Here is a 24,445-nt window from a genome sequence, read left to right as displayed (position 1 = left end):
GCCTGTGGCCCGATCTGGAGAAACCTGCCTAGAGTCAAAAACGAGGATTCGACGAATGCTACTTGAAGGAAAGGCCGTCATCGTCACCGGTGCCGGTGGCGGGATCGGCCGCGACATCGCCATCGCGATGGCCGCCGCCGGGGCTGCGGTGGTGATCAACGACGTGGGGGCATCGCTCGGCGGTGCCGGCCTGTCGGCGACGCCGGCCGAGGAAACCAGGGCCATCATCGAGCGGTCCGGCGGCCGCGCCTGCGTCAGCACCGACAGCGTCGGCGAATGGGCCAGCGCGCAGAAGATCGTGCAGGCGGCGCTGGACCATTTCGGCCGCATCGACGCGGTGGTCAACAATGCCGGCATCCTGCGCGACGCCATGTTCCACAAGCTGTCGCCGGAAGACTGGCTGTCCGTCATCGCCGTCCACCTAAACGGCAGTTTCTTTGTCAGCCGGGCCGCCGCCGACCATTTCCGCGCACAGGAAAAGGGCGCCTACGTCCACATGACCAGCACGTCCGGGCTGATCGGCAATCTGGGGCAGTCGAACTACTCCGCGGCCAAGCTCGGCGTCGCCGCCCTGTCCAAGTCGATCGCGCTGGACATGAAGCGCTACAACGTGCGCTCCAACTGCATCGCCCCCTTCGCCTGGAGCCGGATGACCAGCGGCATCCCCGCCGAGACACCCGAGCAGAAGGCCCGCGTCGAAAAGCTGATGCGGATGACGCCGGCCAAGAACGCGCCGCTCGCCGTCTATCTGGCGTCCGACGCCGCCCAGGACGTCACCGGGCAGATCTTCGCGGCGCGCAACAACGAGATCGTCCTGATGAGCCAGAGCCGGCCGTTGCGCACGATCCACCGCGGCGAGGGCTGGACGCCCGACACCATCGTCGAGCACGGCATGGCGGCGCTGAAGCCGTCCTTCGTGCCGCTCGACCGCAGCGCCGATGTGTTCAGCTGGGATCCCGTCTGATCCCGCCACCGGAGTGATCGATGATGAGACGAGCAGCCTTTGTCAGCCCGGTCCGCACGCCGGTCGGCACGTTCGGCGGCAGCCTTCAGCCGGTGCCGGTCGAGGAACTCGGCGCGGTGGCGGTCAGGGCCGTGCTGGAACGCACGGGCATCGACCCGGCGCTGATCGAGGACGTGGTCTTCGCCCAATCCTATGCCAACAGCGAGACGCCCTGTGTCGGGCGTTGGATCGCCCTGCATGCCGGGCTGCCCATCGAGGTTCCGGGGATGCAGCTGGACCGCCGCTGCGGCGGTGGTCTGCAGGCGCTGATCACCGCCGCCATGATGGTCGAGACCGGGGCCTGCGACGTCGTGCTGGCCGGCGGCGTCGAGAGCATGAGCAACATCGAATACTATACGACCGGCATGCGCTGGGGTGCCCGGTCCGGAAACGCCGCTCTCTACGACCGGCTCGACCGCGGGCGGGAGCGGTCGCAGCCCGAGCACCGCTTTGGTCCCATCTCCGGCATGATCGAGACGGCCGAAAACCTCGCCCGCATCCATGGGATCGCGCGGGATGAGGCCGACGCCTTCGCCGCCGAGAGCCATCGGCGTGCCGCCGCCGCCTGGGAGGCCGGGCGTTTCGATGAGGAGGTCGTCCCCGTCACGGTTCCCCGCCGCAAGCAGGAGCCGGTGGTGGTCAGCCGTGACGAGGGCATCCGTCCAGCAACAAGTCCGGAAAGCCTTGCGCGCCTGAGCCCCCTGACCAAGGGCGGCACCGTGACCGCCGGCAATGCCAGCCAGCAGAACGACGCCGCCGCGGCCTGCCTCGTGGTCGCCGAGGACAGGCTGGAGGCGCTGGGACTGTCGCCGATGGGCTTTCTCTCCGGCTGGGCGGCAGCGGGTTGCGATCCGGCGACCATGGGCTTCGGCCCGGTCCCGGCGGTGAAGCGGCTGTTCGGCAAGACCGGGCTGTCCTTCGCCGACATCGATCTGGTGGAGCTGAACGAGGCCTTTGCAGCACAGGTGCTGGCGGTGCTCAAGGGGTGGGACTGGGACGACCGCTCCCGCCTCAACGTGAACGGCTCGGGCATCTCGCTCGGTCATCCGATTGGGGCGACCGGAGTGCGGATGATGACCACGCTGCTGCACGAGCTGCGCCGCCGCAATGGACGTTACGGGCTGGAAACCATGTGCATCGGCGGCGGGCAGGGTCTTGCCGCCCTGTTCGAGGCGGCCTGAAGCGGTGCCGCGCGAAATCACCCTCGACGCGCTGGACTTCACCGAGTTCGTGCGTCCCGGCGATCTGGTCGCCTGGGGGCAGGCGGCGGCGGAGCCGCTGCCGCTGACCGCCGCCTTGATGACCCAGCGCCATCGCATCGGCGGCTTCCGCGCCTTCCTGGGGATCACGCTGACCGGGACGGCCGATCCGGCGCATGCCGATGCCGTCACCTTCTCCAGCTATTGCGGCACCGGGGAGAACCGGCGGCTGGCCGCCGCCGGGTTGCTCGACCCGCTGCCCTGCCATTACTCGGACATGGCGGCCAGGCTTCCCGGAGCGGTCGACGTTCTGCTGGTGCAGGTGGCGGAAGGGCCGCATGGGTTCAGCCTCAGCCTCGCGCACGAGTATCTGGTGCCGCTGGTCGCCGCGGCCCGTCTGGTCATCGCCGAAGTGAACGGGCGGGCTCCCTGGACCGGGGGGGACGGGGTCCTGCCGGCCGACGCCATCGACGTGATGGTGCGGACCGCGCGGCCGGTGGTGGAGTTGCCGGCAGCTGATGCCGGTCCCGTGGACCGGGCGATCGCCCGGCGGGTCGCCGCCCTGATCGAAGACGGTTCGACCTTGCAGATGGGGCTGGGTGGCGTGCCTAAAGCGATCCTGGGCGACCTCGCCGATCGGCGCGACCTGGGGATCCACTCCGGCGTGATCGGCGACGAGGTGGTCGACCTGATCGAGCGGGGCGTCGTGACGAACGCCCGCAAGACGGTCGATCGCGGGGTGTCGGTGGCCGGAATGCTGATGGGCAGCCGGCGTCTGTACCAGTTCGCCGACCGAAATCCGGCGGTGTCGCTGCGGGCCACCGCCTACACGCACGATACCGGCGTTCTGGAGAGCATCGATCGCTTCGTCGCGATCAACTCCGCGATCGAGGTGGATCTGACCGGCCAGATCAATGCCGAAACGGTCAGGGGGGTCCATGTCGGTGCGGTCGGCGGTGCGGTCGATTTCCTGCGCGGTGCCCACCGCTCGCGCGGTGGACTGCCCATCATCGCCCTGCCGGCGACCGCCGGCGGCGGAGATCGGACGGTCAGCCGCATCGTCGGCCACCTCTCCGGCCCGGTCAGCACGGCCCGCTCCGATGCCGGCATCATCGTGACGGAGCATGGCCTGGCCGATCTGCGCGGCCTCACCCTGTCGCAGCGGGTGAAGCGGATGATCGACGTCGCGGCCCCACCGTTCCGCGAGGGGCTGGAACGCGAAGCCCGTCAGCTTGGGCTGGCGCGCTGAAGCTTGATTTCCGGCAGGAGGCATCATGGACTTGCGGTTGGCCGGGAAGGTCGCCGTCGTGAACGGCGCCAGCCAGGGCATCGGCTATGCCATCGCGCGCATGCTGGCCGGTGAAGGGATGAAACTGGCGATCAGCGCCCGTAAGGAGGCGGCGCTGGCGGACGCGGCGGACCGCATCCGCAGCCAGACCGGCGCCGAGGTGCTTCCCATCACCGCCGATATCCGCAGCGCCGAGGATTGCGAGCGCATCGTCACGCAATCCCTCGCCCATTACGGGGGAGCGGACGTGTTGGTCAACAACGACGGCGCGCCACCGGTCGGCGAGCTGCTCGGCTTCGACGATGCCCGATGGGCGATGGCGGTCGAGCAGAATTTGATGAGCGTCGTCCGCCTGACCCGCGGCTTCGTCCCGTCGATGCGGCGGCGCGGCGGCGGCAGTGTGGTCAACATCACCGCCATATCGGCCATCCAGCCGATCGCCAGCTATGGGCTGTCCGTCGCGACCTGGGCGGGGGTGATCGGCTACGCCAAAACCGCGTCGATCGAACTTGGCGCCGACAACATCCGCATCAACACCGTTTGCCCAGGGCCGGTGCATACCGGGCGCCTCGAAAAGGCGTCCGCGAAGATCGGAAGCAGCCTGGAGGATCTGAGGGCGGCCTTGGGTCGGGAGATTCCGCTTGGCCGTGTCGGCGAACCGGAAGAGGTCGCCGACGTGGTGGCGTTCCTGGCCTCGCCGCGCAGTTCCTACGTCACCGGCGCGACGCTGCAGGTCGATGGCGGCATGCTGAAGGGGATCCGCTGAGGCGGCGGACTCCCCGGTGATCCCTGTTCAGCCGCGCAGAAAGCCGCTGGCCGGATCGATCCAGTCCTGCCGGGGCGGGTTGAAGATGTCGTATTCGAGCGTGTCCTCCAGGGCCTCGACGCTGTGGGGCAGGCCGGAAGGGATCACCACGATCCCACCGGCGCCGACGACGATCTCCTGTTCCCCCTCATCGCCGAACGCGAATTTCAAGGCGCCGGAGATGACGTGGGTGAACTGTTCGTTCGGGTGGGAATGGCGGGGCACCGTGTCGCCCTTGCGGAACTTCACCTCGCCGACCATCACGGTCTCGCTCGTAACGAAGCGCCGGGTGATCGATCCACGCAGATGTTCCGACGGCAGGTCGGACCAGATGTAGTGTGTCGCCTGTTTGGTCATTTTCCCTCATTCCCGATAAATCGTTTGTCGACTTCAAAACATTCTCCCGACGAACGGCGTGACCACAACGGAAGAAATTCGGGCCATAGTAAAATCCTATGAGAGGAATAGTTTAAAACTGGCGCAATACCGCTGGAAATACATTGTCGGTGAATACACTGTTTCCCGGATATTTGCAGGCGCCCGATGATCGGCGGCCGGTAGGCGCACGGCCTGCCGGACCGACACGGTGCGTCCTGCCAGCACCAATTCAAATCAGGGAGAGGGACCATGAAGGGAAGCGTCAGGCTGGCTCTGGCCGTCGGCGGCATGATCACCTTGGCGGCCGGGACCGGCCGGGCGGCGGACGAGGTGGTCAAGCTCGGCCTCTCGGTGCCGCTGTCCGGTACCGCGGCCGTCTGGGGCAAGGCGGCGGACTGGCTCTGCAAGCGGGCGGCGCAGGACGTCGCCGCAGCGGGAGGGGTCAAGGTCGCCGGCAAGACCTATTCTTTCGAATGCATCTCCTACGACAACAAATACAACGCCGCCGACGGGGCGAAGGTGGCGCAGACGCTGCTGAACCGCGACGGGGTGCGCTTCATCGCGCTGAGCATCGGAACCGCGCCGGTGCGGGCGTTGCAGTCGCTGTCGGAACGGAATGGCGCCCTGCTGTTCACGGTTGCCTGGGGCGCCAGCATCAAGGGTCCGAACTTCCCGCTGACCTTCACCCAGATGAACACGCCGTACGAACTGTTCGGACCGCTTCTGGGCTATGTGAAGAACGAGAATCCCGGTATCAGGACGGTGGTGCTGCTCAATCCCAACGACGCGACGGGGCAGGACTCCGAACCGGTCAACCGCAAGGTCTGGGAGTCGCTGGGCGTCAAGGTGGTGTCGAGCGATTGGTACGAGCGCGGAACCACCGAGTTCCAGCCGATCGCCGCCAAGATCGCCGGCATGAAGCCGGATGCGGTCGACCTCGGAACCTCGCCCCCCGGCGAGAGCGGCTCGATCCTCAGGGAGCTGAAGGTGCTGGGCTGGGACGGCGTGAAGGTCGAAGGCACAGGATCGGGCACCGACGGCATCGTCCAGACCGGCGGCGAGGCGGCCAACGGCGTCTATGTCGGTGCCGCCATTCCCTTCGACGGGCCGTTCGCGACAGAAAGACAGAAGGCGATCAACGAGGAGGCCCGCGCGACGTTCGGCGAGAACCTGAACGCCATCGAGATCGGCGCCTACAACGCCGTGATGGCGCTCAAGGCCGGCATGGAAAAGGCGCAGAGCGTCGATCCGCGCAAGGTCGCGGCGGCCCTGCCGGAGGTGGTGTTCGATTCCTTCTACGGGCCGGCCGCCTATGGCGGGAAGGCGGATTACGGGTCGGCGCAGCAGATGCTCATCCCCGTGATCGTCAGCCAGATTCAGGGCGGAAAGCTGGTGGAGCGGCAACGGATCCTGCCCGACGAGCTGAAGGCCCGCATCGGACAGTGACGGCCGGCGGCGGACGATGCCGCCGCGTGCCAAACGGGGATTTCCAATGTCCATCAGAACCAGGATCATGGGCGGCTTCCTCGGCCTGCTGCTGTTGACGGCAGCCGTCGCAGCCGCCGGCTGGCAGGGTCTGGAGGCCTTCGCGCGGCATGTCGCCGGCGCCCAGGCGGCGCAGCAGCTGGCGATGGATGCCGCCGCCATGGTTGCCGCCGGCGACAGGGCGGGACGGGGTACGACGCCGGGCAATGACGTGGACAAAGACTTGGGCAAGGACGCGGAGCGGCTGATCCGGCAGGTGCTCGCGGACATCGCCCTGGTCGGCCGGCTGTCGGAGATCGCCACCGGCGAGCAGGCGGTGCTCGAGGCGCCGGTCGGGGTCTTCAGGGCCGCCTTCGAAGAGCAGACCGCGCAGCAGGGCGCCATCCGGGAGATCAGCCGCTCCCTGACCGAGGTGACCGGGGGATTGCAGGCGGTGGCGACCGCCATCGCCGACGCGCAGGCCAAGGAGGTGTCGGCGGCGCGGACCGCCTTCGCCCAGGTGAAGCAGCGTCAGGCGAAGGCCGCGGTGGTTGATCAGCTAATGAGCGCGCTCGGCCAGAACCTCGCGGAACTTCAAGGCGCGCAGGCCGTCTGGACGGGATCGGTCGATCCGGCCGATGCGGAGCGGCTGCGCTGGGTTCTAGACGGGACCGGGGGTGCGGTGACGGCCCTGCGGGCAAGGCTGGGCGACGGCGCGGCGGCGGCGCTGACCGCCGCGCTGGACGCCTACACGGGGGCGCTCGATGCCGCGCTCCGCGCTGCCGACGGGCGGGGGCTCGACGGAGCGCTGGCGCTGGTGCGGGACCGCATGGGCCTGCTGAGGACTGCGGTTCTGGAGGAGCGCAATACCGTGAACGACCAGATGGAGGAGGCGCAGGATCGGCTGACCAAGGCCACCGATCTCCGCGATGCCGCGCTCACCACGATCGGGCTCAGCAACCGTGCGCAAGCCGAGGGTCTGGCGCTGGTCGGCAGCGGAACCGACAGCGCCGATCTCGACGAATCGACCGGGCTGCTGCTGGGGATCACCGAGGAGATCTATTTCCGCGTCGCCGACCCGGACATCCGTCGGAATTTGGGCAGGCTTCGCAATGACATCGGGCAGCTCCGCGCCGGCGCCGGGAAGATCGTCGCCGCCAAATCGGAGCAGCGGCGCCTGACCGCCAGCCTGTATGCCAGTGCCGGAGAGGTCACCGCGCAGGCCGAGCGGCTGCGCCGCCTCGGGCTCGACCGGATGGAGCAGGGGCGGCGGGAAGCCGGCTGGCTGATCGCGGCGGGGGTGTTGTTCGCCCTGGTGATCGGGAGCGGCCTCGCCTGGGGGATCGGGCGGGGGATCACCGGTCCGCTGGCCGGGATCGTCACCGCCATGCGCCGTCTGGCCCGCGGCGAGATGATCGACAGCGTGCCGGGCCACGACAGGCGGGACGAACTGCGCACCGTGGCGGAGGCGCTCGACGTCTTCCGGGCCAACATCCTGGAGATGGATCGTCTGAAACGGGAGCAGGACGGCATCCGGGAGCAGGCGGGGATGGCGCGGCGCGCGGCGATGGAAACGCTCGCCGCGTCGTTCGACCGGAACGTCCATCGGGTGGTGGAGACGGTGGGCTCCTCCGCCCGGAGCTTGCAGGACACCGCGTCGCGCCTGTCCGCGACCACCGGTCAGGCATCCGGCGAGGCGTCGAGCGCCGCGGACGCGGCCTCCGGCGTCACGAGCGACGTCCAGACCGTCGCTGCGGCGACGGAGGAGCTGTCGGCCTCGATCGGCGAGATCGGCCAGCAGATGGACAGCTCGGTCCGGATCACGGCGGAAGCCACCGCTGCAGCCAGGGAGTCGACCCGCAAGATGGCCGCGCTGTCGCAGGCCGCGTCGGAGATCGAAGCCATCGTGCAGTTGATCCACGGCATCGCCGAACAGACGAACCTGCTGGCGCTGAACGCCACCATCGAAGCGGCCCGGGCTGGAGAAGCGGGACGCGGTTTCGCCGTGGTCGCGGGGGAGGTCAAGCAGCTCGCCAGCCAGACCTCGCGGGCGACGGAGAGCATCACGGGCCGGATCCTGTCGGTGCAGAGGGCGTCGCAGGACTCGGCCCAGGCCATCCAGGCCATCACCGACATCATCGGCCGGATCGACGCGGTCACCGAAGAGGTGTCGGACGCCGTGGAAAAGCAGGGCATCGCGATCCGCGAGATCGCAACCGGAATGCAGCGGGTGGCCGGGAGGACGGGCGATGCCTCCAAGAGCATCGGCGGGGTCTCGGCCGCCATGGCGAGCACCGACGGGATTGCCGGACATGTTCTGGCTGCCGCGACGGCGCTGGCCGGCGAAGCGGATTCCCTGCGGGTGCAGGTGGACGGCTTCCTCAAGCAGGTGGCGTCGGCCTGACGGCGCCGCGCCCGGCCGCCGGTGGCGGCTTCCTCACCTGCAACCCGTATCCGGCATAGGCCGGTCCTATGGCTGGGCCGGCAGTCCGACTGGGGCCTAGGTCGCCCGACCGCCGGGTGTTATTCTTCCAAACCAGTTGGGCCTTAAGGGCCTGCGCATCCCAAAAAGTTCGTTGGTAAAACGGAATGTAGGCGCTTCGCTGCGGGATCGTGCGATCTCCTGGAAGCCCGCTCAAGACGTCATGCCCGCGGAAAAGATCAGCCGCCGCGCCGTCCTTCGATCGACGGCGCGATCCGCATCCGCGCGGGCCGCTTCCACCGAACCCGACCGCCGGCTTCCGGCAATAATTCATGAGACAGGGTGGAGACATGCAAAATACAGGAACGGTGGCCCATCTCCCGGTCCTCAAGCCGGGATTCACGACATGACCCTCAACCTGATCATCGAGCAGGTGCTGAACGGATGTCAGCTCGGCGTGATGCTCTTCATGATGTCGGCCGGGCTCACGCTGGTGTTCGGCATCATGAACCTGATCAATCTGGCGCACGGCTCGCTCTACATGATCGGCGCCTACGTGGCGGCGAGCGTGCTGGCAGCGACGGGAAGCTTCCTGCTGGCCGTGCTGGTCGCGGTGCCGGCCGCCGCCGCGGTCGGCTATGCGGTCGACCGCATCCTGCTGAGGCACTTCTATCGCCGCAGCCATCTGGACCAGACGCTGGCGACCTTCGGGCTGATCCTGGCGGCGAACGAGCTGGTCCGCATGATCTGGGGGGCGACGCCCCTGGCCATGCCGTTGCCCGGCCTGCTGGCGGGATCGGTGCCGCTGCTCCCCGACCTGCAATATCCGGTGTTCCGGCTGGTGGTCCTGGTGGTCGGGCTGGTCATGGCCGGAGTCCTCTATGTGCTGGTGACGCACACCCGCGGCGGCATGTGGGTCCGCGCCGGAGCCAGCGACCGGACCATGGCGGCGGCGCTCGGCATCGACGTCTCGCGCGTCTTCTCCGTGGTGTTCGTCGCCGGCGCGGCCCTGGCCGGCCTGGCCGGCGTCATGGCCGGACCGATCCTCGCGGTCCAGGTCGGCATGGGAGAGCCGATCCTGATCCTGGCGCTGGTGGTCGTCGTGGTCGGCGGCTTGGGGTCGATCCGCGGCGCCTTCGTCGCGGCTCTGCTCATCGGCCTGGGCGACACCTTCGGCCGGGTGCTGCTGCACCCCGCCCTGGGGTCCATGGCGATCTACGTCATCATGGCGGCCCTGCTCGCCCTGCGACCGGGAGGTCTGTTTCCGAGCCATGCTTGACAATCCTCAACAAACGACCTTTCGACGGTCAGCATCCTTGTCCGGCCTGGAACCGCTACGCCGTCTGGCGCCGGTCATCATCCTGGTCGGCCTTCTGGCCCTCGTGCCGGTGCTGGCCGAGGGGCTGGACCAGCCGTTCCTGATCCGCGTGTTCACCCGCATGGTGGTGTTCGCCATCGCCGCCGTCTCGCTGAACATCGTCCTGGGCGTCGCCGGGCTGGTCAGCCTGATGCATGCCGCCCTGTTCGGGCTCGGCGGCTACACCGTGGCGATCCTGGCGGAGCACGGCACGACCGAGCTGCTGGTCCTGGTGCCGGCGGCGGTCCTGGGAAGCGGGCTGGCCGCCGCGGCCTTCGGGCTGATCGCCCTGCGGACGGCCGGCGCCTACTTCATCATGATCACGCTCGCCTTCAACCAGATGTTCTTCTACTTCTTCGTCGCGCTGGAACGGTACGGCGGCGAGGAGGGGCTTCAGGTCTCCACATCGCTCGACGTCGCCGGCATGGCGCTCGGCGGGCGGACCGCGATCTTCTACCTGTGCCTGGCGGTGCTGCTCGCCGTGCTGGTGGCGGGGACGCGGCTCGTCGACAGCCGCTTCGGCATGGTGATCCGCGCCGCCGCCGGCAACGACCGGCGCGTGTCCTCGGTCGGCATCGCGCCGCTGAGCTATCGTCTGGCGGTCTTCGTCATCGCCGGGGCGATCGCCGGACTGGCGGGAGCCCTGCTGGTCGTGTCGCAGACCTTCATCAGCCCGGCCGAGATGTCCTGGGTGCGATCCGGCGATCTGATCGTCATGGTCGTGCTCGGCGGCATGGCGACGGTCTGGGGCCCGGCCCTGGGGGCCGTGGTGTTCCTGCTGCTGGAACTCGTCCTGTCGGCGCTGACCATCCATTGGCAGCTTCCCTTCGGCATCATCATCATCCTGCTGGTCCTGTTCCTGCGCGACGGTCTCGCCAACCTGATCGGCGCCCTGCGCAGCGGCGACGGAGGGCGCGGCCATGACTGAGTCCATTCTGCAGGTCGTCGGGCTGGGCAAGCGGTTCGGCGGGCTGCAAGTGACCCGCGACCTGTCGCTCGACATCCGCCGGCACGAAACGCATGCCCTGATCGGTCCGAACGGGGCGGGCAAGACGACCTTCATCAACCAGCTGCACGGCGGCATCCTGCCCGACGCCGGCACCATCCGGTTCGACGGGGTGGAAATCACGCGGGAACCGGTGCATCGCCGGGCCTTGCTGGGGGTTGCACGGTCGTTCCAGATCACCTCGATCGTCGCCGGCTTCACCGCGCTGCAGAACGTGGCGCTGGCGATCCAGGCACGGCAGGGGCACAGCTTCCGTTTCTGGAAGCGGGCCGACGACGACCGCCGGCTGCAGGAACCGGCGATGGAGTGCCTGCGGCTGGTCAACCTGGGCGGCCGGGCGCATAGCATGGCGGCCCACCTGTCGCACGGCGACCGCCGCCAGCTGGAGATCGCGATCGCGCTCGCGATGGAGCCGAAGCTGCTCCTGCTCGACGAGCCGATGGCCGGCATGGGACGCGACGAGAGCCAGCGGCTGGTGCAACTGCTGAAATCGCTCAAGGGCCGCTACACCATCGTCATGGTGGAGCACGACATGGACGCCGTGTTCTCCCTGGCCGACCGGGTGAGCGTTCTGGTGCGCGGCAGCGTGATCGCCACCGGCACGCCGGCCGAGATCGGCGCCGACCCGGCGGTCCAGGCCGCCTATCTCGGTCATCAGCATTAAGGGGGCGGCATGCTTCTCGAATTGTCGAACGTCCAGGCCGGCTACGGCGCCGTCCGCATTCTGCACGGCCTCTCCCTCCGGCTGGCGAAGGGGGAGGCGATCGCGCTCGTCGGCCGCAACGGCATGGGAAAGACGACCACGATCAATACGATCATGGGCATTTGCCCGCCGCGCGGCGGGACCATCGCCTTCGACGGGGCGCGGATCGATGCGATGCCGGCCCACCGGATCGCCCGGCGCGGTGTCGGTCTGGTTCCGGAGGGGCGCCGGATTTTTCCCAACCTGACCGTGCGGGAGAACCTGCTGATGGCGGCCCGTCCGGCGCCCATGCGCAACGCCGGGCGCAGCTGGTCCTACGACCGGGTGCTGGAGGTCTTCCCGCGCCTGCGCGAGCGGCTGGGGAATCCGGGCAACCTGCTGTCCGGCGGCGAGCAGCAGATGCTGGCGATCGGACGGGCGCTGGTCACCAATCCGTCGCTGCTGATCCTCGACGAGGCGACGGAGGGGCTGGCCCCGCTGATCCGCGAGGAAATATGGGCCAACCTCGCCATGCTCCGCTCCGACGGCATGTCGATGATCGTCGTCGACAAGGAGATCGAGGCGGTCTGCAAGGTGGTCGACCGGCAGTACATCATCGAAAAAGGGGCCGTGGCATGGGAGGGCAGGGGATCGGCCCTGCTGGAGGACGAGGCCCTGCGCAACCGCTATCTGAGCGTCGGCGAAGCCGCGGCCTGACGGATGTCGGAGCGGCCGTGCGGCCCCCGTGGCTTATCGGCTATGTCCGGGATAGCCGCTTCCTATGGGGCCGGAGCGGCCGGGCTCCGGCTCTTCCTTCGGTACGGCGAAAATGGAATGCTGCCCTCCGCGACCCTTGTCCGGCTGGCCATACGCAACCGGCCTTGCGCAGCGGCGCACATCGCTTTCCGGAGACCAGCAGCATGAACACTCCGCGCCGTCCCATCGACCTGACCGCGCTCGACCTGTCCGAAGGCTGGGAACCGCTGAAGGGCTACCCGGCCGCCTTGCAGGTGAAACTCCTCTCCGACGATCTGGACGAGACGTCGAAAACCGGTGCGCGCACCCGGATCGTCCGCTTCGCACCGGGATTCGCCACGTCCGCCACCCTGGTGCACGACTACTGGGAAGAGGTCTACCTCCTGGAGGGAGACATGCAGTTCGAGGATGGCACCGGCCCATCCGGCATCCAGGCACCTGCCTATTCCTGCCGGCCGCCGGGCACGCCGCATGGCCCCTACGGCTCACGTCGGGGGTGCCTGATGCTCGAATGGCAATATTACCGGAAATAGCAGGGCGGCGGGACATGCAGGACCTGGCCCGAGTTCTTCGAGGATTTCAAATGCCCAGCCTTTTCGACCCGATCACCCTTCGCGGCGTCACGTTGCGCAACCGCATCGGCGTTTCGCCGATGTGCCAGTACAGCTCCGTCGATGGGGAGGTGAACGACTGGCACCTCGTCCATCTCGGCTCCCGCGCGGCCGGCGGCGCCGGACTGGTGCTGACGGAGGGAACCGCGGTGCTGCCGGAGGGACGCATCACCCCGTCCGACCTGGGACTCTGGCGTGACGGGCATGTCGAAGGACATGCCCGCATCGTCCGCTTCCTGAAAAGCCAGGGCGCGGCGGCCGGGATCCAGCTCGCCCATGCCGGACGCAAGGCCGCCCGGCTCCCCCCCTGGGAACTCGACCCGCGCGAACAGCAGGGCCGCCCCCTTACGGAGGAGGAGGGAGCATGGCCGCTGGACGGCGCCAGCCCGCTGGCGTTCGACGACGGCTATGCCGCCCCGCGCGAGATGACCGGCGAAGAGATCCGGCGGATAGTGGAGGCTTTCGCCGCCGCGGCCCGGAGGGCAGACGCGGCCGGCTACGACTGGCTGGAGGTTCATGCGGCCCACGGCTATCTGCTTCACTCGTTCAATTCGCCGCTGTCCAACCGGCGCGGGGACGAGTATGGCGGCACTCTGGAAAACCGCTGCCGCATCACCCGCGAGGTGGCGCAGGCGGTCCGCTCCGTCTGGCCGGCCGGCAAGGTGCTGTCCTTCCGGCTGTCCCACACCGACTGGACCGATGGCGGATGGAGCACCGGGGACACGGTGCAGCTTGCCCGCTGGCTCAAGGAGGATGGGGTCGATCTGATCGACGTGTCGTCCGGGGGGAACGTACCGCGCCCCACCATTCCCTTCGGTCCTGGTTACCAGGTTCCGGGTGCCGAGGCGGTCCGTAGCGGCGCCGGAATTCCGGTGGCGGCCGTCGGGATGATCCTGGAGCCCTCCCAGGCCGAGGGCATCATCCGGGAGGGGCAGGCCGATCTGGTCTATCTCGGCCGCGAAATGCTTCGGGATCCCTATTGGCCGTTGCGTGCGGCGGTGGCGCTCGACCGGACCGGGGAAGCCCGCGTACCGGTCCAATACAACACGGCCTGGATGCGGCTGGGCACCTTTGCGCTGGAGCCGCTGTCCGTTCCACGGATTTCATCGAAAAGATGAAGGCTGGGATCGCGCCCCTCTTCGGCACGCGCCTTCGACATTGTCCTCAGTTTCCCGCGCTCTGCGCTTTCTTCCTCCTGGCGGAGTGCGGGACTTGAGCCGGGCGTGCATCGCCCGGCTCCCTTTCCAAACCATCGCATTTTGCGGGATGCGGCGACTTCGGCGCGCGGCGAAACGCAGTCAGAACCTCCCGCCGCACCGCGCGTTCCCCGCGAAGCGCGGCGCTCGGTCGGGGTGATGCGAACACTCTCCCCTCTTTTTCGAGGCCCGCTGCGCCTCCTCAATGGAAATGCACATGAGTGGACGCGAGAGCTTGGAATTCGACGTGCTTGTCGTGGGCGCAGGTCCGTCCGGCCTGTCCGCGGCCATCCGTCTGAAGCAACTGGCGCAGGAGAGCGGAAAGGAGCTCTCGGTCTGCGTCATCGAAAAGGGTTCGGAGGTGGGAGCGCACCTGCTCTCCGGTGCGGTGTTCGAGACACATGCGCTCGACGAACTGATCCCGGACTGGCGCGACAAGGGCGCCCCGCTCGATACCGCGGCCAAGGAGAACCGCTTCCTCTTCCTCACCGAGGCCAAGGCGTTCCGCCTGCCGACCCCTCCGCAGATGCACAACACCGGCAATTTCATCATTTCGCTGGGCAATCTCGGCCGCTGGCTCGGCCAGCAGGCGGAGCAGCTGGGCGTCGAGATCTATGCCGGCTTCGCCGGTGCGGAAGTGCTCCATGATCCACAGGGCGTGGTGAAGGGCGTCGCCACCGGCGACATGGGCATTGGCAGGGATGGGAGGCCCACCGGCAACCACACCCCTGGCGTCGAGCTGCATGCCAGGCAGACCATCTTCGCCGAGGGGTGCCGCGGCAGCCTGACCAAGACGCTGATGGCGCGCTTCAACCTGCGCGACGGCGTCGATCCGCAAACCTACGGCCTCGGCATCAAGGAGCTGTGGGAAATCGACCCAGCCAAATCGAATCCGGGCCTCATCGAACACAGCATCGGCTGGCCGTTGACCCCCGACACCTACGGCGGTTCGTTCCTGTACCACCTGTCGGACAATCTGGTGTCGGTCGGTTTCGTGGTGGGGCTGGACTATGCCAACCCGCATCTGAGCCCATTCGAAGAGTTTCAGCGCTACAAGACGCACCCGGCCATCCGTCCGACCTTCGAAGGCGGCCGGCGTCTGGCCTACGGCGCCCGCGCACTGAGCGAGGGCGGCTTCCAGTCGATCCCGAAGCTGACCTTTCCCGGCGGCCTGATCGTCGGCGACGGCGCCGGCTTCCTGAACGTGCCGAAGATCAAGGGCAACCACACCGCCATGAAGTCGGGCATGGTCGCGGCCGAGGCGGTGTTCGACCACCTGACCGGCGGCGGCGACGGGCGCGAGGTGACGGAATACCAGGCGCGCCTCAGGAAATCCTGGGTGTGGGACGAGCTGTACCGGGTGCGCAACATCCGGCCCGGCTTTCGGAAGGGCCTGTGGGCCGGCCTCGCCAATGCGGCCTACGAGACGGCCGTCGGCGGCAGGTCGCCGTGGACGCTGCACCACAGGCACCCGGACCACGCGACGCTGAAGAAGGCCGGCGACGCGCAGCCGATCGCCTATCCCAAGCCGGATGGCACGGTGAGCTTCGACCGGCTGTCCTCGGTGTACCTGTCGAACACCAACCACGAGGAAGACCAGCCGCCGCACCTGACGCTGAAGGACGCGGAGACGCCGATCCGCATCAATCTGGCGCTCTACGACGCGCCGGAGACCCGCTACTGCCCGGCCGGGGTGTACGAGATCGTCCGCAGCGGGGACGGCGGCGATCCGCGCCTGCGGATCAACGCTCAGAACTGCGTCCACTGCAAGACCTGCGACATCAAGGATCCCACCCAGAACATCGACTGGGTGACCCCCGAGGGCGGTGGCGGACCGAACTATCCGGGACTGTAGGGCCATGCCTCGGAGTGACGCGGAGGCACGGCTTGAAACGACGGTCCTCCCCGCCTTCAGGGGTAACCGGCCGCATTGCGTTTCCGCCACGCCGCCATAGTGGGACCCTATGACCTGCATAGATGACATCCCATTTGACGGATATCGTCCAAGCGCCGTTTAATTCCCCGAACATCAACCCGCAACACTAATGGAATTGAAATGGACGCGGATTCCTTTCCCGAAATCAGAGAGTCTGTCCGCCGTTTGTGCGCGGGTTTCCCTGGCGAATACTGGCGCAAGCTCGATGCGAGCCGCACTTACCCGACCGAATTCGTCCAGGCATTGACGCAGGCGGGCTTTCTCTCGGTGCTGATCCCCGAGGAATACGGTGGCTCCGGCCTCGGCCTCGGTGCGGCGACCGCGATCCTCGAGGAAATCCACCGCAGCGGTTGCAACGGCGGAGCCTGCCACGCCCAGATGTACACGATGGGCACCCTCCTGCGGCACGGCACGCCGACCCAGAAGCAGGCCTATCTGCCCGGAATTGCCGATGGGTCGCTCCGCCTCCAGGCGTTCGGAGTGACCGAACCGACGAGCGGCACCGACACCACCCGCATCCGCACCTTCGCCCAGCGGGAGGGCGACAAATACATCGTCAACGGCCAGAAGGTCTGGATCTCGCGCGCCGAACATTCCGACCTGATGCTGTTGCTGGTGCGCACCACGCCTCGCGATCAGGCGGCCAAGCCCGCGGAGGGCATGAGTGTTCTGCTGGTCGATATGCGCCAGGCGGTCGGCAACGGGCTGACCATCCGGCCGATCCGCACCATGATCAATCACGCCACCACCGAACTGTTCTTCGACAATTTGGAGGTCCCTGCGGAGAACCTGATCGGCCAGGAGGGCAGGGGCTTCCGCTACATCCTCGACGGCATGAACGCGGAACGCATCCTGATCGCGTCGGAATGCATCGGTGACGCCCGTTTCTTCATCGACCGCGCCTCGACCTATGCCCGCGAGAGGGAGGTGTTCGGCCGCCCGATCGGCGCCAACCAGGGCGTCCAGTTTCCCATCGCACGCAATTACGTGGAGACGCAGGCCGCGGCGTTGATGGTCGACAGGGCCTCGTCCATGTTCGACGCCGGCATCCCATGCGGTACCGAAGCCAACATGGCGAAGATGCTGGCGTCCGAGGCCTCCTGGCATGCCGCCGATACGTGCCTGCAGACCCACGGCGGATTTGGCTTCGCGGAAGAGTACGACATCGAGCGCAAGTTCCGCGAAACGCGCCTCTATCAGATCGCGCCGATCTCCACCAACCTGATTCTGTCCCACGTCGGCACGCACGTGCTCCAAATGCCGAAGTCGTTCTGACCGGGACGCCCGCGAGGGATGGGTATGATGAACCTGGAAAACCTGAAGGACTGGATCGGGCGCGAGGAGGAGAACCTCGACGTCGCCGCGGTGCCGCCGCTTCTGGCGCTGGCCGCCACGCTGGATTACGCGGCTCCGCCCTGGCGATCCGGCGAGGTGCCGCCGCTCGGGCATTGGCTGTACTTCCTGCCGAAAGCCATGCAGGGGATGCTCGACCGCGACGGCCATCCCCACCGCGGCGGCTTCCTGCCTCCGGTGCCGTTGCCGCGCCGCATGTTCGCCGGCGGACGCCTTGAATTTCTCGCGCCGATCCGCCAAGGCGAGGCCCTGCGCCGGCGCTCGACCATCCTTTCCGTGGAGCCCAAGACGGGACGGTCGGGCCCCATGCTGTTCGTGACGGTCGCGCATGACGTCTTCGTTCAGGACGGTCCTGCGCTGCGCGAGTTGCAGAACATCGTCTATCGTGAGGCCGCGGCTCCCGGTGCCGCGCCATCAACCGACCCGGCCGACCCGGCACCCTCGGCCGTGTGGGAGCGGACCGTCGACGCCGACCCGATGCTGCTGTTCCGTTTCTCGGCGCTTACTTTCAACGGCCATCGGATCCACTATGACCGGCAATACGCCGAGGCGGTCGAGGGATACCCGGGGCTTGTGGTTCATGGTCCGCTGATCGCCACCCTGCTGATGGACCTGTTCCTGCGTCACAACCCCGGCGCCCGGATCTCCACCTTCCAGTTCCGCGCGCAACGGCCTTTGTTCGACGTGCAGCCCTTTACGCTCTGCGGAACGCCGACCCCGGACGGGGCATCGCTGTGGGCGCTCGATCCCGCCGGACGGATCGCCATGCAGGCCGAACTGGAGGCCGCGTGATGCCCCGCCGCAGCTGGCTGTTTACGCCCGGCACCAAACCGGAGCGCTTCACTCGGGCGGCCGAGGTCGGTGCCGACGTCGTCATCATCGATTTGGAGGATGCCGTTGCGGCCGGCGGCAAGGCCGCGGCACGGACCGCAGCGATGGACTGGCTGTCCCAGGCGCCGGATGGCCATACAGGGCGTGCATTGCGCATCAACGCTCCAGGCACGGCGTTCGGGCTTGAAGATATGCTGGCCCTCCTGCACTCCGGAGCGCAGCCCGACGCGATCATCGTCCCCAAGGCCGACTCGCCAGACATCCTGCGTTTGCTGGACGGGCTGTTGACCCAGGCGGGAAAGACCGCCCGCCTGATCGCTCTGATCGAGAGCGCCAGAGGCGTGGAGAAGGCCGAGGCCATGGCGCGCGCCACTCCGCGCCTCGATGCGCTGTTCTTCGGGGCCGCCGATTTCGCCGCCGATCTCGGTGCGGACTGCGCGTGGGAGCCGTTGTTGCTGGCGCGCAGCCGGGTGGTCCAGGCGGCGGCGCTCTGCGGGCTTGCCGCCATCGATTCACCGTACTTCATGCCGGACGACGATCCCGGACTGCGCGCCGAAACGCATGCATCCATCCGCCTCGGCTTTGGGGGCAAGGCGGCCATCCATCCAAGGCAGGTGGCCGTCATCAACGAAGCGCTGACGCCGAGTGCGGAGGCCGTGGCGGAGGCCCGCCGCATCCTGCTGGAAAGCCTCAAGGGCGTCGGCGTCGTCTCCGGCCGCATGGTCGACGAAGCGGTGGCACGCAAGGCACGGCTCGTTCTCGCTGCGGCTGGAGAGACGGCTGTGGAATAGAGGCCGGGAACTCCAACCGGAGCCGGTAACGAGACAACGGACCGTGGCGGTCGCCGTGCAGGGCGATGCGCGATGCCACGGCCATACCCATACGGAATTAGGGAGGGATGCCGAGTTGAGCAGGGTGCTGGTGCCCGTCAAACGGGTGGTCGACTACAATGTGAAAGTCCGCGTGAAGGCGGACGGCTCGGGCGTGGAGACCGCCAACGTCAAGATGTCGATGAATCCCTTCGACGAGATCGCCGTCGAAGAGGCGGTTCGCTTGAAGGAAGCCGGCAAGGCCACCGAGGTGGTCGCCGTCTCGATCGGCCCGGCCGGCGCCCAGGAGACGCTGCGGACCGCGCTGGCGATGGGTGCCGACCGCGCCATCCTGGTGCAGACGGATGCCGAGCTGCAGCCGCTCGCCGTCGCCAAATTGCTCAAGGTGCTGGTCGAAAAGGAAGCTCCGCAGCTGGTGCTGCTCGGCAAGCAGGCCATCGACGACGACTGCAACCAGACCGGCCAGATGCTGGCGGCGCTGCTCGGCTGGCCGCAGGGCACGTTCGCCTCCAGGCTGGTGCCGGGCGAGGGGAGGCTGACGGTGACGCGAGAGATCGACGGCGGTCTGGAGACCATCGAGCTGGCGCTGCCGGCGGTCGTCACCACCGACCTGCGCCTGAACGAGCCGCGCTACGCCTCGCTGCCGAGCATCATGAAGGCGAAGAAGAAGCCGCTCGACACACTCACGCCCGACGCGCTCGGCGTCGATGTGGCGCCGCGTCTGACGACACTCAAAGTGACCGAGCCGCCCAGGCGCAAGGGCGGCATCAAGGTGGCCGATGTGGCCGCCCTCGTGGACAAGCTCAAGACGGAAGCGCGGGTGATCTGACATGACGATCCTGATCCTGGCCGAACACGACAACGCGTCGCTCAAGACCGCCACGCTGTCCGTCATCGCCGCCGCCCGGAAGATCGGCGGCGAAGTCCACGTCCTGGTTGCCGGGCAAGGCGCCCGCGCCGCGGCAGAGGACTCGGCCAAGGCCGACGGCGTCGCCAAGGTGCTGCTGGCCGAGGACGCAATCTACGCGCATGCGCTGGCCGAGCCGCTGGCCGCACTGCTGGCAAGCCTGGCGCCGGGGTACGGCCATGTGCTGGCGGCGGCGACCTCCACGGGCAAGAACGTGCTGCCGCGCGTGGCGGCGCTTCTGGACGTGGCGCAGATTTCGGAAATCACCGCGGTGGTGTCGCCGGACATTTTCGAGCGGCCGATCTATGCCGGCAACGCCATCGCCACGGTGCGATCGGCGGATTCGGTGAAGGTCATCACGGTGCGCAGCACCGCCTTCGATCCGGTGGCGGCGACCGGTTCGGCGCCGGTCGAGGCGCTGGCGGCCACGGCCGATCCGGGGATGTCCAGCTTCGTGTCGGCGGAGCTGTCGAAGTCCGAACGGCCGGAGCTGACCTCGGCGCGGGTGGTGATCTCCGGCGGACGCGGCATGCAGTCGGGGGAGAACTTCCATCTTTTGGAAGCGGTCGCTGACAAGCTGGGCGCCGCGGTCGGTGCGTCGCGCGCCGCAGTGGATGCGGGGTATGTGCCGAACGACTATCAGGTCGGGCAGACCGGCAAGATCGTGGCGCCGGATCTCTATATCGCCGTCGGCATATCGGGGGCCATCCAGCATCTGGCCGGCATGAAGGACAGCAAGATCATCGTCGCGATCAACAAGGACGAGGAGGCGCCGATCTTCCAGGTCGCCGACTACGGCCTCGTCGCCGACCTGTTCACGGCAATGCCGGCCTTGGACGCCGCCTTGTAGGGGTGACGCCAACCCTCCGTCAGGTCCGGACGGCTTCCGGATGTTCTCTTCTGGTCGGGATATCGTGATGCATGCCTCCCCCTTTCGCAAAATTCTGGTCGCCAACCGGGGCGAGATCGCCATTCGTGTGCTGCGTGCGGCTACCGAACTCGGGATCCCGACCGTCGCCGTCTTTGCATACGAGGACCGTTTTTCACTGCACCGCTTCAAAGCGGACGAGAGCTATCGGATCGGCGAGGGCAGGGGACCCATCGAGGCGTATCTCGACATCGACGCCATCATCGCCACCGCCGTCCGCGCCGGCGCCGACGCCATCCACCCCGGCTATGGCTTCCTTTCCGAGAACCCGGACTTCGCCGACGCCTGCGCCGCGGCGGGCATCACCTTCATCGGTCCGTCGGCCAACACCATGCGCCTGCTCGGCAACAAGGTGGCGGCGCGCACCCTTGCCGTCTCGGCCGGCGTTCCCGTCATGCCCGCAACGGGCGCACTGCCCGACGACGTTGCCGGCGCGGCGCGCCTTGCCGCGGAAATCGGCTATCCCCTCATGCTGAAGGCAAGTTGGGGCGGCGGTGGCCGTGGCATGCGCGTCGTCGAGACGGCTGAGGACCTTCCGGATCTGGTCGCCGCCGCCCGGCGCGAGGCCCAGGCCGCTTTCGGCAACGGCGAGCTTTACCTTGAGAAGCTCGTCCGCCGCGCCCGTCACGTCGAGGTGCAGGTTATGGGCGATGCGCACGGCACGCTCGTCCACCTGTTCGAGCGCGACTGCTCCGTCCAGCGCCGCAACCAGAAGGTCGTCGAGCGCGCCCCGGCCGCCTACCTGACGGCGGTCGAGCGCGCCGCGCTGTGCGACGCCGCACTCACGCTTGCCCGCGCTGCCGGCTACCGCAACGCCGGCACCGTCGAGTTCCTGATGGACGCCGACACCGGCGCCTTCTACTTCATCGAAGTGAACCCGCGCATCCAGGTCGAGCACACCGTCACCGAAGCGGTCACCGGCATCGACCTCGTGAAGGCGCAGATCCGCATCGCCGCCGGGGCCCGCATCGGCGATGCCGGGAGCGGGGTTCCGGCCCAGAGCGACATCAACTTGTCGGGTCACGCCATCCAGTGCCGCATCACCACCGAGGATCCGGACAACAACTTCGTCCCCGACCACGGCCGCATCAGCCTGTACCGTGGCGCCAACGGCTTCGGCATCCGCCTGGACGGCGGCACGGCCTACTCCGGAGCGCTGGTCACGCGGCACTACGACAGCCTGCTGGAGAAGGTGGTCGCCTGGGCGCCGACCCCGGACGAGGCGATCGCCCGCATGGACCGGGCCCTGCGCGAGTTCCGCATCCGCGGCGTGACGACCAATCTCACTTTCCTTCAGGCTCTGATCGCGCATCCGGAGTTCCGCGCCGCCACCTGCACCACGCGTTTCATCGACACCACGCCCGAGCTTTTCCGCCGCCCGCCGCCCCGCGACCGCGCCAGCCGGCTGCTGACCTACATCGCCGACGTGATGGTCAATGGCCATCCCGAGCTGAAGAGCAAAGCCGCTCCCCGTCCGGCACAGCCGAAGCCGCCCGCCATGTCCGCGGACGCGCCGCCGCCGGGCCTCAAGCAGCGCCTGGAGTTGGACGGGGCCGACGCCCTGGCCCGCTGGGTGCGCGAGCAGCGCAAGGTGCTGGTGACCGACACCACCATGCGCGATGCCCACCAGTCGCTGCTGGCCACCCGGGTTCGAAGCCACGATCTGCTCGCCGCGGCGCCGGCTTATGCCCGGCTGCTCCCGCAGCTGTTCTCGGTCGAGTGCTGGGGCGGCGCTACCTTCGACGTGGCCATGCGCTTTCTCAAGGAGGATCCGTGGGAGCGCCTCGCCGGCCTGCGGGCGGCGATGCCGAACCAGCTGCTGCAGATGCTGCTGCGCGCGTCGAATGCGGTGGGCTACGCCAACTACCCGGACAACGTGGTGCGCCACTTCATCCAACAAGCGGCGTCGGGCGGCGTCGACGTGTTCCGCGTCTTCGACAGCCTGAACGGGGTCGAGAACATGCGCGTCGCAATCGACGCGGTTCGCGGGACCGGGGCGATCTGCGAGGCGGCCCTCTGCTACACCGGCGATCTGCTCGATCCGCGCCGGCCCAAGTACGACCTGAAATACTACGTGGCCCTCGCGAGGGAACTGGAGGCGGCGGGCGCCCACATCCTCGGCATCAAGGACATGGCCGGCCTGTGCAAGCCGGCCGCTGCCGCTCTGCTGGTGCGCACGCTGCGCGAGGAGGTCGGGCTGCCCATCCACTTCCACACCCACGACACCTCCGGCGCCGGCGCGGCCAGCGTGCTGGCTGCGGTGGAGGCCGGGGTGGACGTGGTGGACGCCGCCATGGACAGCCTGTCGGGGTTGACGTCGCAGCCCCCCCTGGGTTCCATCGCCGCGGCGCTTGAGCATACGGCGCGCGACACCGGCCTTGACCGGCGGGCGATCACGGTGCTGTCCCAGTATTGGGAGCAGGTGCGGCGATGCTATGCGCCGTTCGAGAGTGACGTGCGTGCCAGTTCGTCGGAGGTCTACCGGCACGAAATGCCCGGCGGCCAGTACACGAACCTGCGGGAACAGGCACGCGCGCTCGGTTTGGAGGAGCGCTGGGATCAGGTGGTCGAAGCCTACGCCACGGTGAACCGGTTGTTCGGCGACATCGTCAAGGTGACGCCGACGTCGAAGGTGGTCGGCGACATGGCGCTGATGATGGTCGCCGGCGGGCTGGGCGAGGCGGATGTGCTCGACCCGGCAAAGGAGATCGCCTTCCCCGATTCGGTGGTGCAGTTGATGCGCGGCGAGATCGGCCAGCCGCCGGGCGGCTTCCCGGACGCTTTGCAGCGCAAGGTGTTGAAGGGCGGGACGCCGCTGCCCGGCCGGCCCGGTGCGCTGATCCCGCCGGCCGACCTGGAGGCGGAGCGCGCCGCGGCGGAGCGTGCGGCAGGCCATCCGGTCGATGACCGCCAACTCGCCTCATACCTCATGTACCCGACTGTGTTCACCGACTACGCCAGGCACCGTGCGGTTTATGGTGACGTCGGCGTGCTCCCCACCCCGGTTTTCTTCCACGGGCTGGTGCGGGGCGAGGAGGTGTCGCTGTCTCTGGAAGCGGGCAAGACGCTGGTGGTGCGTTACCTGGCGATCGGGGAGGCCGACGAAGCCGGGCAGCGTGCAGTGTTCTTCGAACTGAACGGGCAGCCGCGCACGATCGAGGTACAGGACCGCTCGGTAACACCGGCGCGGGCTGGACTGACCAGGGCGGAGAACGGCAACCCCGCCCATATCGGGGCGCCGATGCCTGGGCTGATCACCGGGATCCTGATCCGGCCGGGCCAGCGGGTCGAAGCCGGCGACGCGCTGATGTCGCTGGAAGCGATGAAGATGGAGACCATTGTGCGCGCCGATCGCCCCGGTACGGTCGAGCGCATCGTGATCGAGCAGGGATGGAGTGTCGAGACCAAGGATCTGCTCGTTGTGGTATCCGATTGAAGGGGAACTGAACCGCACTAGGTCCTGTCTGACGAGCCTATTGACGTTGTGGTTTAG

The 24,445-nt window shown here is 68.0% G+C and carries 20 protein-coding genes; 19 read left to right on the top strand and 1 reads right to left on the bottom strand.

From position 1 onward, the window contains the following. Positions 1 to 55 precede the first annotated feature (55 nt). From ACWPN8_RS16340 to ACWPN8_RS16325, 4 genes are read left to right on the top strand one after another with little or no spacing between them, the layout of a single operon-like run. Positions 56 to 964: an SDR family NAD(P)-dependent oxidoreductase gene (locus tag ACWPN8_RS16340; protein ID WP_492241452.1), complete on the top strand. Its 909-nt coding sequence runs from the start codon at positions 56 to 58 to the stop codon at positions 962 to 964. 20 nt (positions 965 to 984) lie between these two features. Next, on the top strand, positions 985 to 2,184 hold the full coding sequence (locus tag ACWPN8_RS16335; RefSeq protein ID WP_492241451.1) for an acetyl-CoA C-acetyltransferase: 1,200 nt from the start codon (positions 985 to 987) through the stop codon (positions 2,182 to 2,184). 4 nt (positions 2,185 to 2,188) lie between these two features. Beyond that, positions 2,189 to 3,451 (top strand): acetyl-CoA hydrolase/transferase family protein, encoded by a 1,263-nt coding sequence (locus ACWPN8_RS16330; protein WP_247872760.1) that lies wholly within the window; start codon positions 2,189 to 2,191, stop codon positions 3,449 to 3,451. Between the two features lie 25 nt (positions 3,452 to 3,476). Beyond that, entirely contained in the window at positions 3,477 to 4,256 is a 780-nt protein-coding gene (locus ACWPN8_RS16325; RefSeq protein ID WP_109095805.1) for an SDR family NAD(P)-dependent oxidoreductase, read from the top strand. Positions 4,257 to 4,283: 27 nt separating this feature from the next. On the opposite strand, the gene ACWPN8_RS16320 is transcribed toward ACWPN8_RS16325, so the two are convergent. Next, on the bottom strand, positions 4,284 to 4,652 hold the full coding sequence (locus tag ACWPN8_RS16320; RefSeq protein ID WP_492241450.1) for a cupin domain-containing protein: 369 nt from the start codon (positions 4,650 to 4,652) through the stop codon (positions 4,284 to 4,286). 270 nt (positions 4,653 to 4,922) lie between these two features. Between ACWPN8_RS16320 and ACWPN8_RS16315 the strand changes: the two genes are divergently transcribed. The 15 genes from ACWPN8_RS16315 to ACWPN8_RS16245 all read left to right on the top strand — a co-directional run bounded on the left by ACWPN8_RS16315 (position 4,923) and on the right by ACWPN8_RS16245 (position 24,388). After that, positions 4,923 to 6,119, top strand: coding sequence for an ABC transporter substrate-binding protein (locus ACWPN8_RS16315; RefSeq protein ID WP_109095807.1), 1,197 nt, complete (start codon positions 4,923 to 4,925; stop codon positions 6,117 to 6,119). Between the two features lie 46 nt (positions 6,120 to 6,165). After that, positions 6,166 to 8,541, top strand: coding sequence for a methyl-accepting chemotaxis protein (locus ACWPN8_RS16310; protein WP_492241449.1), 2,376 nt, complete (start codon positions 6,166 to 6,168; stop codon positions 8,539 to 8,541). Positions 8,542 to 8,965: 424 nt separating this feature from the next. Then, entirely contained in the window at positions 8,966 to 9,838 is an 873-nt protein-coding gene (locus ACWPN8_RS16305; RefSeq protein WP_109095809.1) for a branched-chain amino acid ABC transporter permease, read from the top strand. Positions 9,839 to 9,875: 37 nt separating this feature from the next. Next, positions 9,876 to 10,844 carry a branched-chain amino acid ABC transporter permease gene (locus ACWPN8_RS16300; RefSeq protein WP_199237470.1) on the top strand — a complete coding sequence of 323 codons (969 nt, stop codon included), beginning with the start codon at positions 9,876 to 9,878 and terminating at the stop codon, positions 10,842 to 10,844. Continuing rightward, positions 10,837 to 11,586, top strand: a complete 750-nt coding sequence (locus ACWPN8_RS16295) for an ABC transporter ATP-binding protein (protein WP_109095811.1) — start codon at positions 10,837 to 10,839, stop codon at positions 11,584 to 11,586. The genes ACWPN8_RS16300 and ACWPN8_RS16295 overlap by 8 nt, the downstream gene beginning before the upstream one ends. Positions 11,587 to 11,595: 9 nt before the next feature. Then, on the top strand, positions 11,596 to 12,321 hold the full coding sequence (locus ACWPN8_RS16290) for an ABC transporter ATP-binding protein (protein WP_109095812.1): 726 nt from the start codon (positions 11,596 to 11,598) through the stop codon (positions 12,319 to 12,321). A 203-nt stretch (positions 12,322 to 12,524) separates the two neighbouring features. Beyond that, on the top strand, positions 12,525 to 12,893 hold the full coding sequence (locus ACWPN8_RS16285) for a cupin domain-containing protein (protein WP_109095813.1): 369 nt from the start codon (positions 12,525 to 12,527) through the stop codon (positions 12,891 to 12,893). 50 nt (positions 12,894 to 12,943) lie between these two features. Beyond that, positions 12,944 to 14,089, top strand: a complete 1,146-nt coding sequence (locus ACWPN8_RS16280) for an NADH:flavin oxidoreductase/NADH oxidase (RefSeq protein WP_492241448.1) — start codon at positions 12,944 to 12,946, stop codon at positions 14,087 to 14,089. Positions 14,090 to 14,384: 295 nt separating this feature from the next. After that, positions 14,385 to 16,022, top strand: a complete 1,638-nt coding sequence (locus tag ACWPN8_RS16275; protein WP_492241447.1) for an electron transfer flavoprotein-ubiquinone oxidoreductase — start codon at positions 14,385 to 14,387, stop codon at positions 16,020 to 16,022. A 201-nt stretch (positions 16,023 to 16,223) separates the two neighbouring features. After that, positions 16,224 to 17,378: an acyl-CoA dehydrogenase family protein gene (locus tag ACWPN8_RS16270; protein ID WP_492241446.1), complete on the top strand. Its 1,155-nt coding sequence runs from the start codon at positions 16,224 to 16,226 to the stop codon at positions 17,376 to 17,378. A 24-nt stretch (positions 17,379 to 17,402) separates the two neighbouring features. Further along, a complete protein-coding gene (locus ACWPN8_RS16265; RefSeq protein ID WP_413343142.1) occupies positions 17,403 to 18,248 on the top strand; it encodes an HTD2 family dehydratase in 846 nt (281 codons plus the stop codon). Further along, positions 18,248 to 19,078, top strand: a complete 831-nt coding sequence (locus ACWPN8_RS16260) for an aldolase/citrate lyase family protein (RefSeq protein WP_492241445.1) — start codon at positions 18,248 to 18,250, stop codon at positions 19,076 to 19,078. The genes ACWPN8_RS16265 and ACWPN8_RS16260 overlap by 1 nt, the downstream gene beginning before the upstream one ends. Before the next feature lie 115 nt (positions 19,079 to 19,193). Further along, positions 19,194 to 19,946, top strand: coding sequence for an electron transfer flavoprotein subunit beta/FixA family protein (locus ACWPN8_RS16255; RefSeq protein WP_247872762.1), 753 nt, complete (start codon positions 19,194 to 19,196; stop codon positions 19,944 to 19,946). 1 nt (position 19,947) lies between these two features. Further along, positions 19,948 to 20,874, top strand: a complete 927-nt coding sequence (locus ACWPN8_RS16250) for an electron transfer flavoprotein subunit alpha/FixB family protein (protein WP_492241444.1) — start codon at positions 19,948 to 19,950, stop codon at positions 20,872 to 20,874. Positions 20,875 to 20,941: 67 nt separating this feature from the next. Beyond that, a complete protein-coding gene (locus ACWPN8_RS16245) occupies positions 20,942 to 24,388 on the top strand; it encodes a pyruvate carboxylase (protein ID WP_492241443.1) in 3,447 nt (1,148 codons plus the stop codon). The last annotated feature ends 57 nt before the right edge of the window (positions 24,389 to 24,445 follow it).

Source organism: Azospirillum sp. UENF 112521 (genome assembly GCF_058780665.1).
This window is presented reverse-complemented; position numbering and strand designations above follow the sequence as displayed.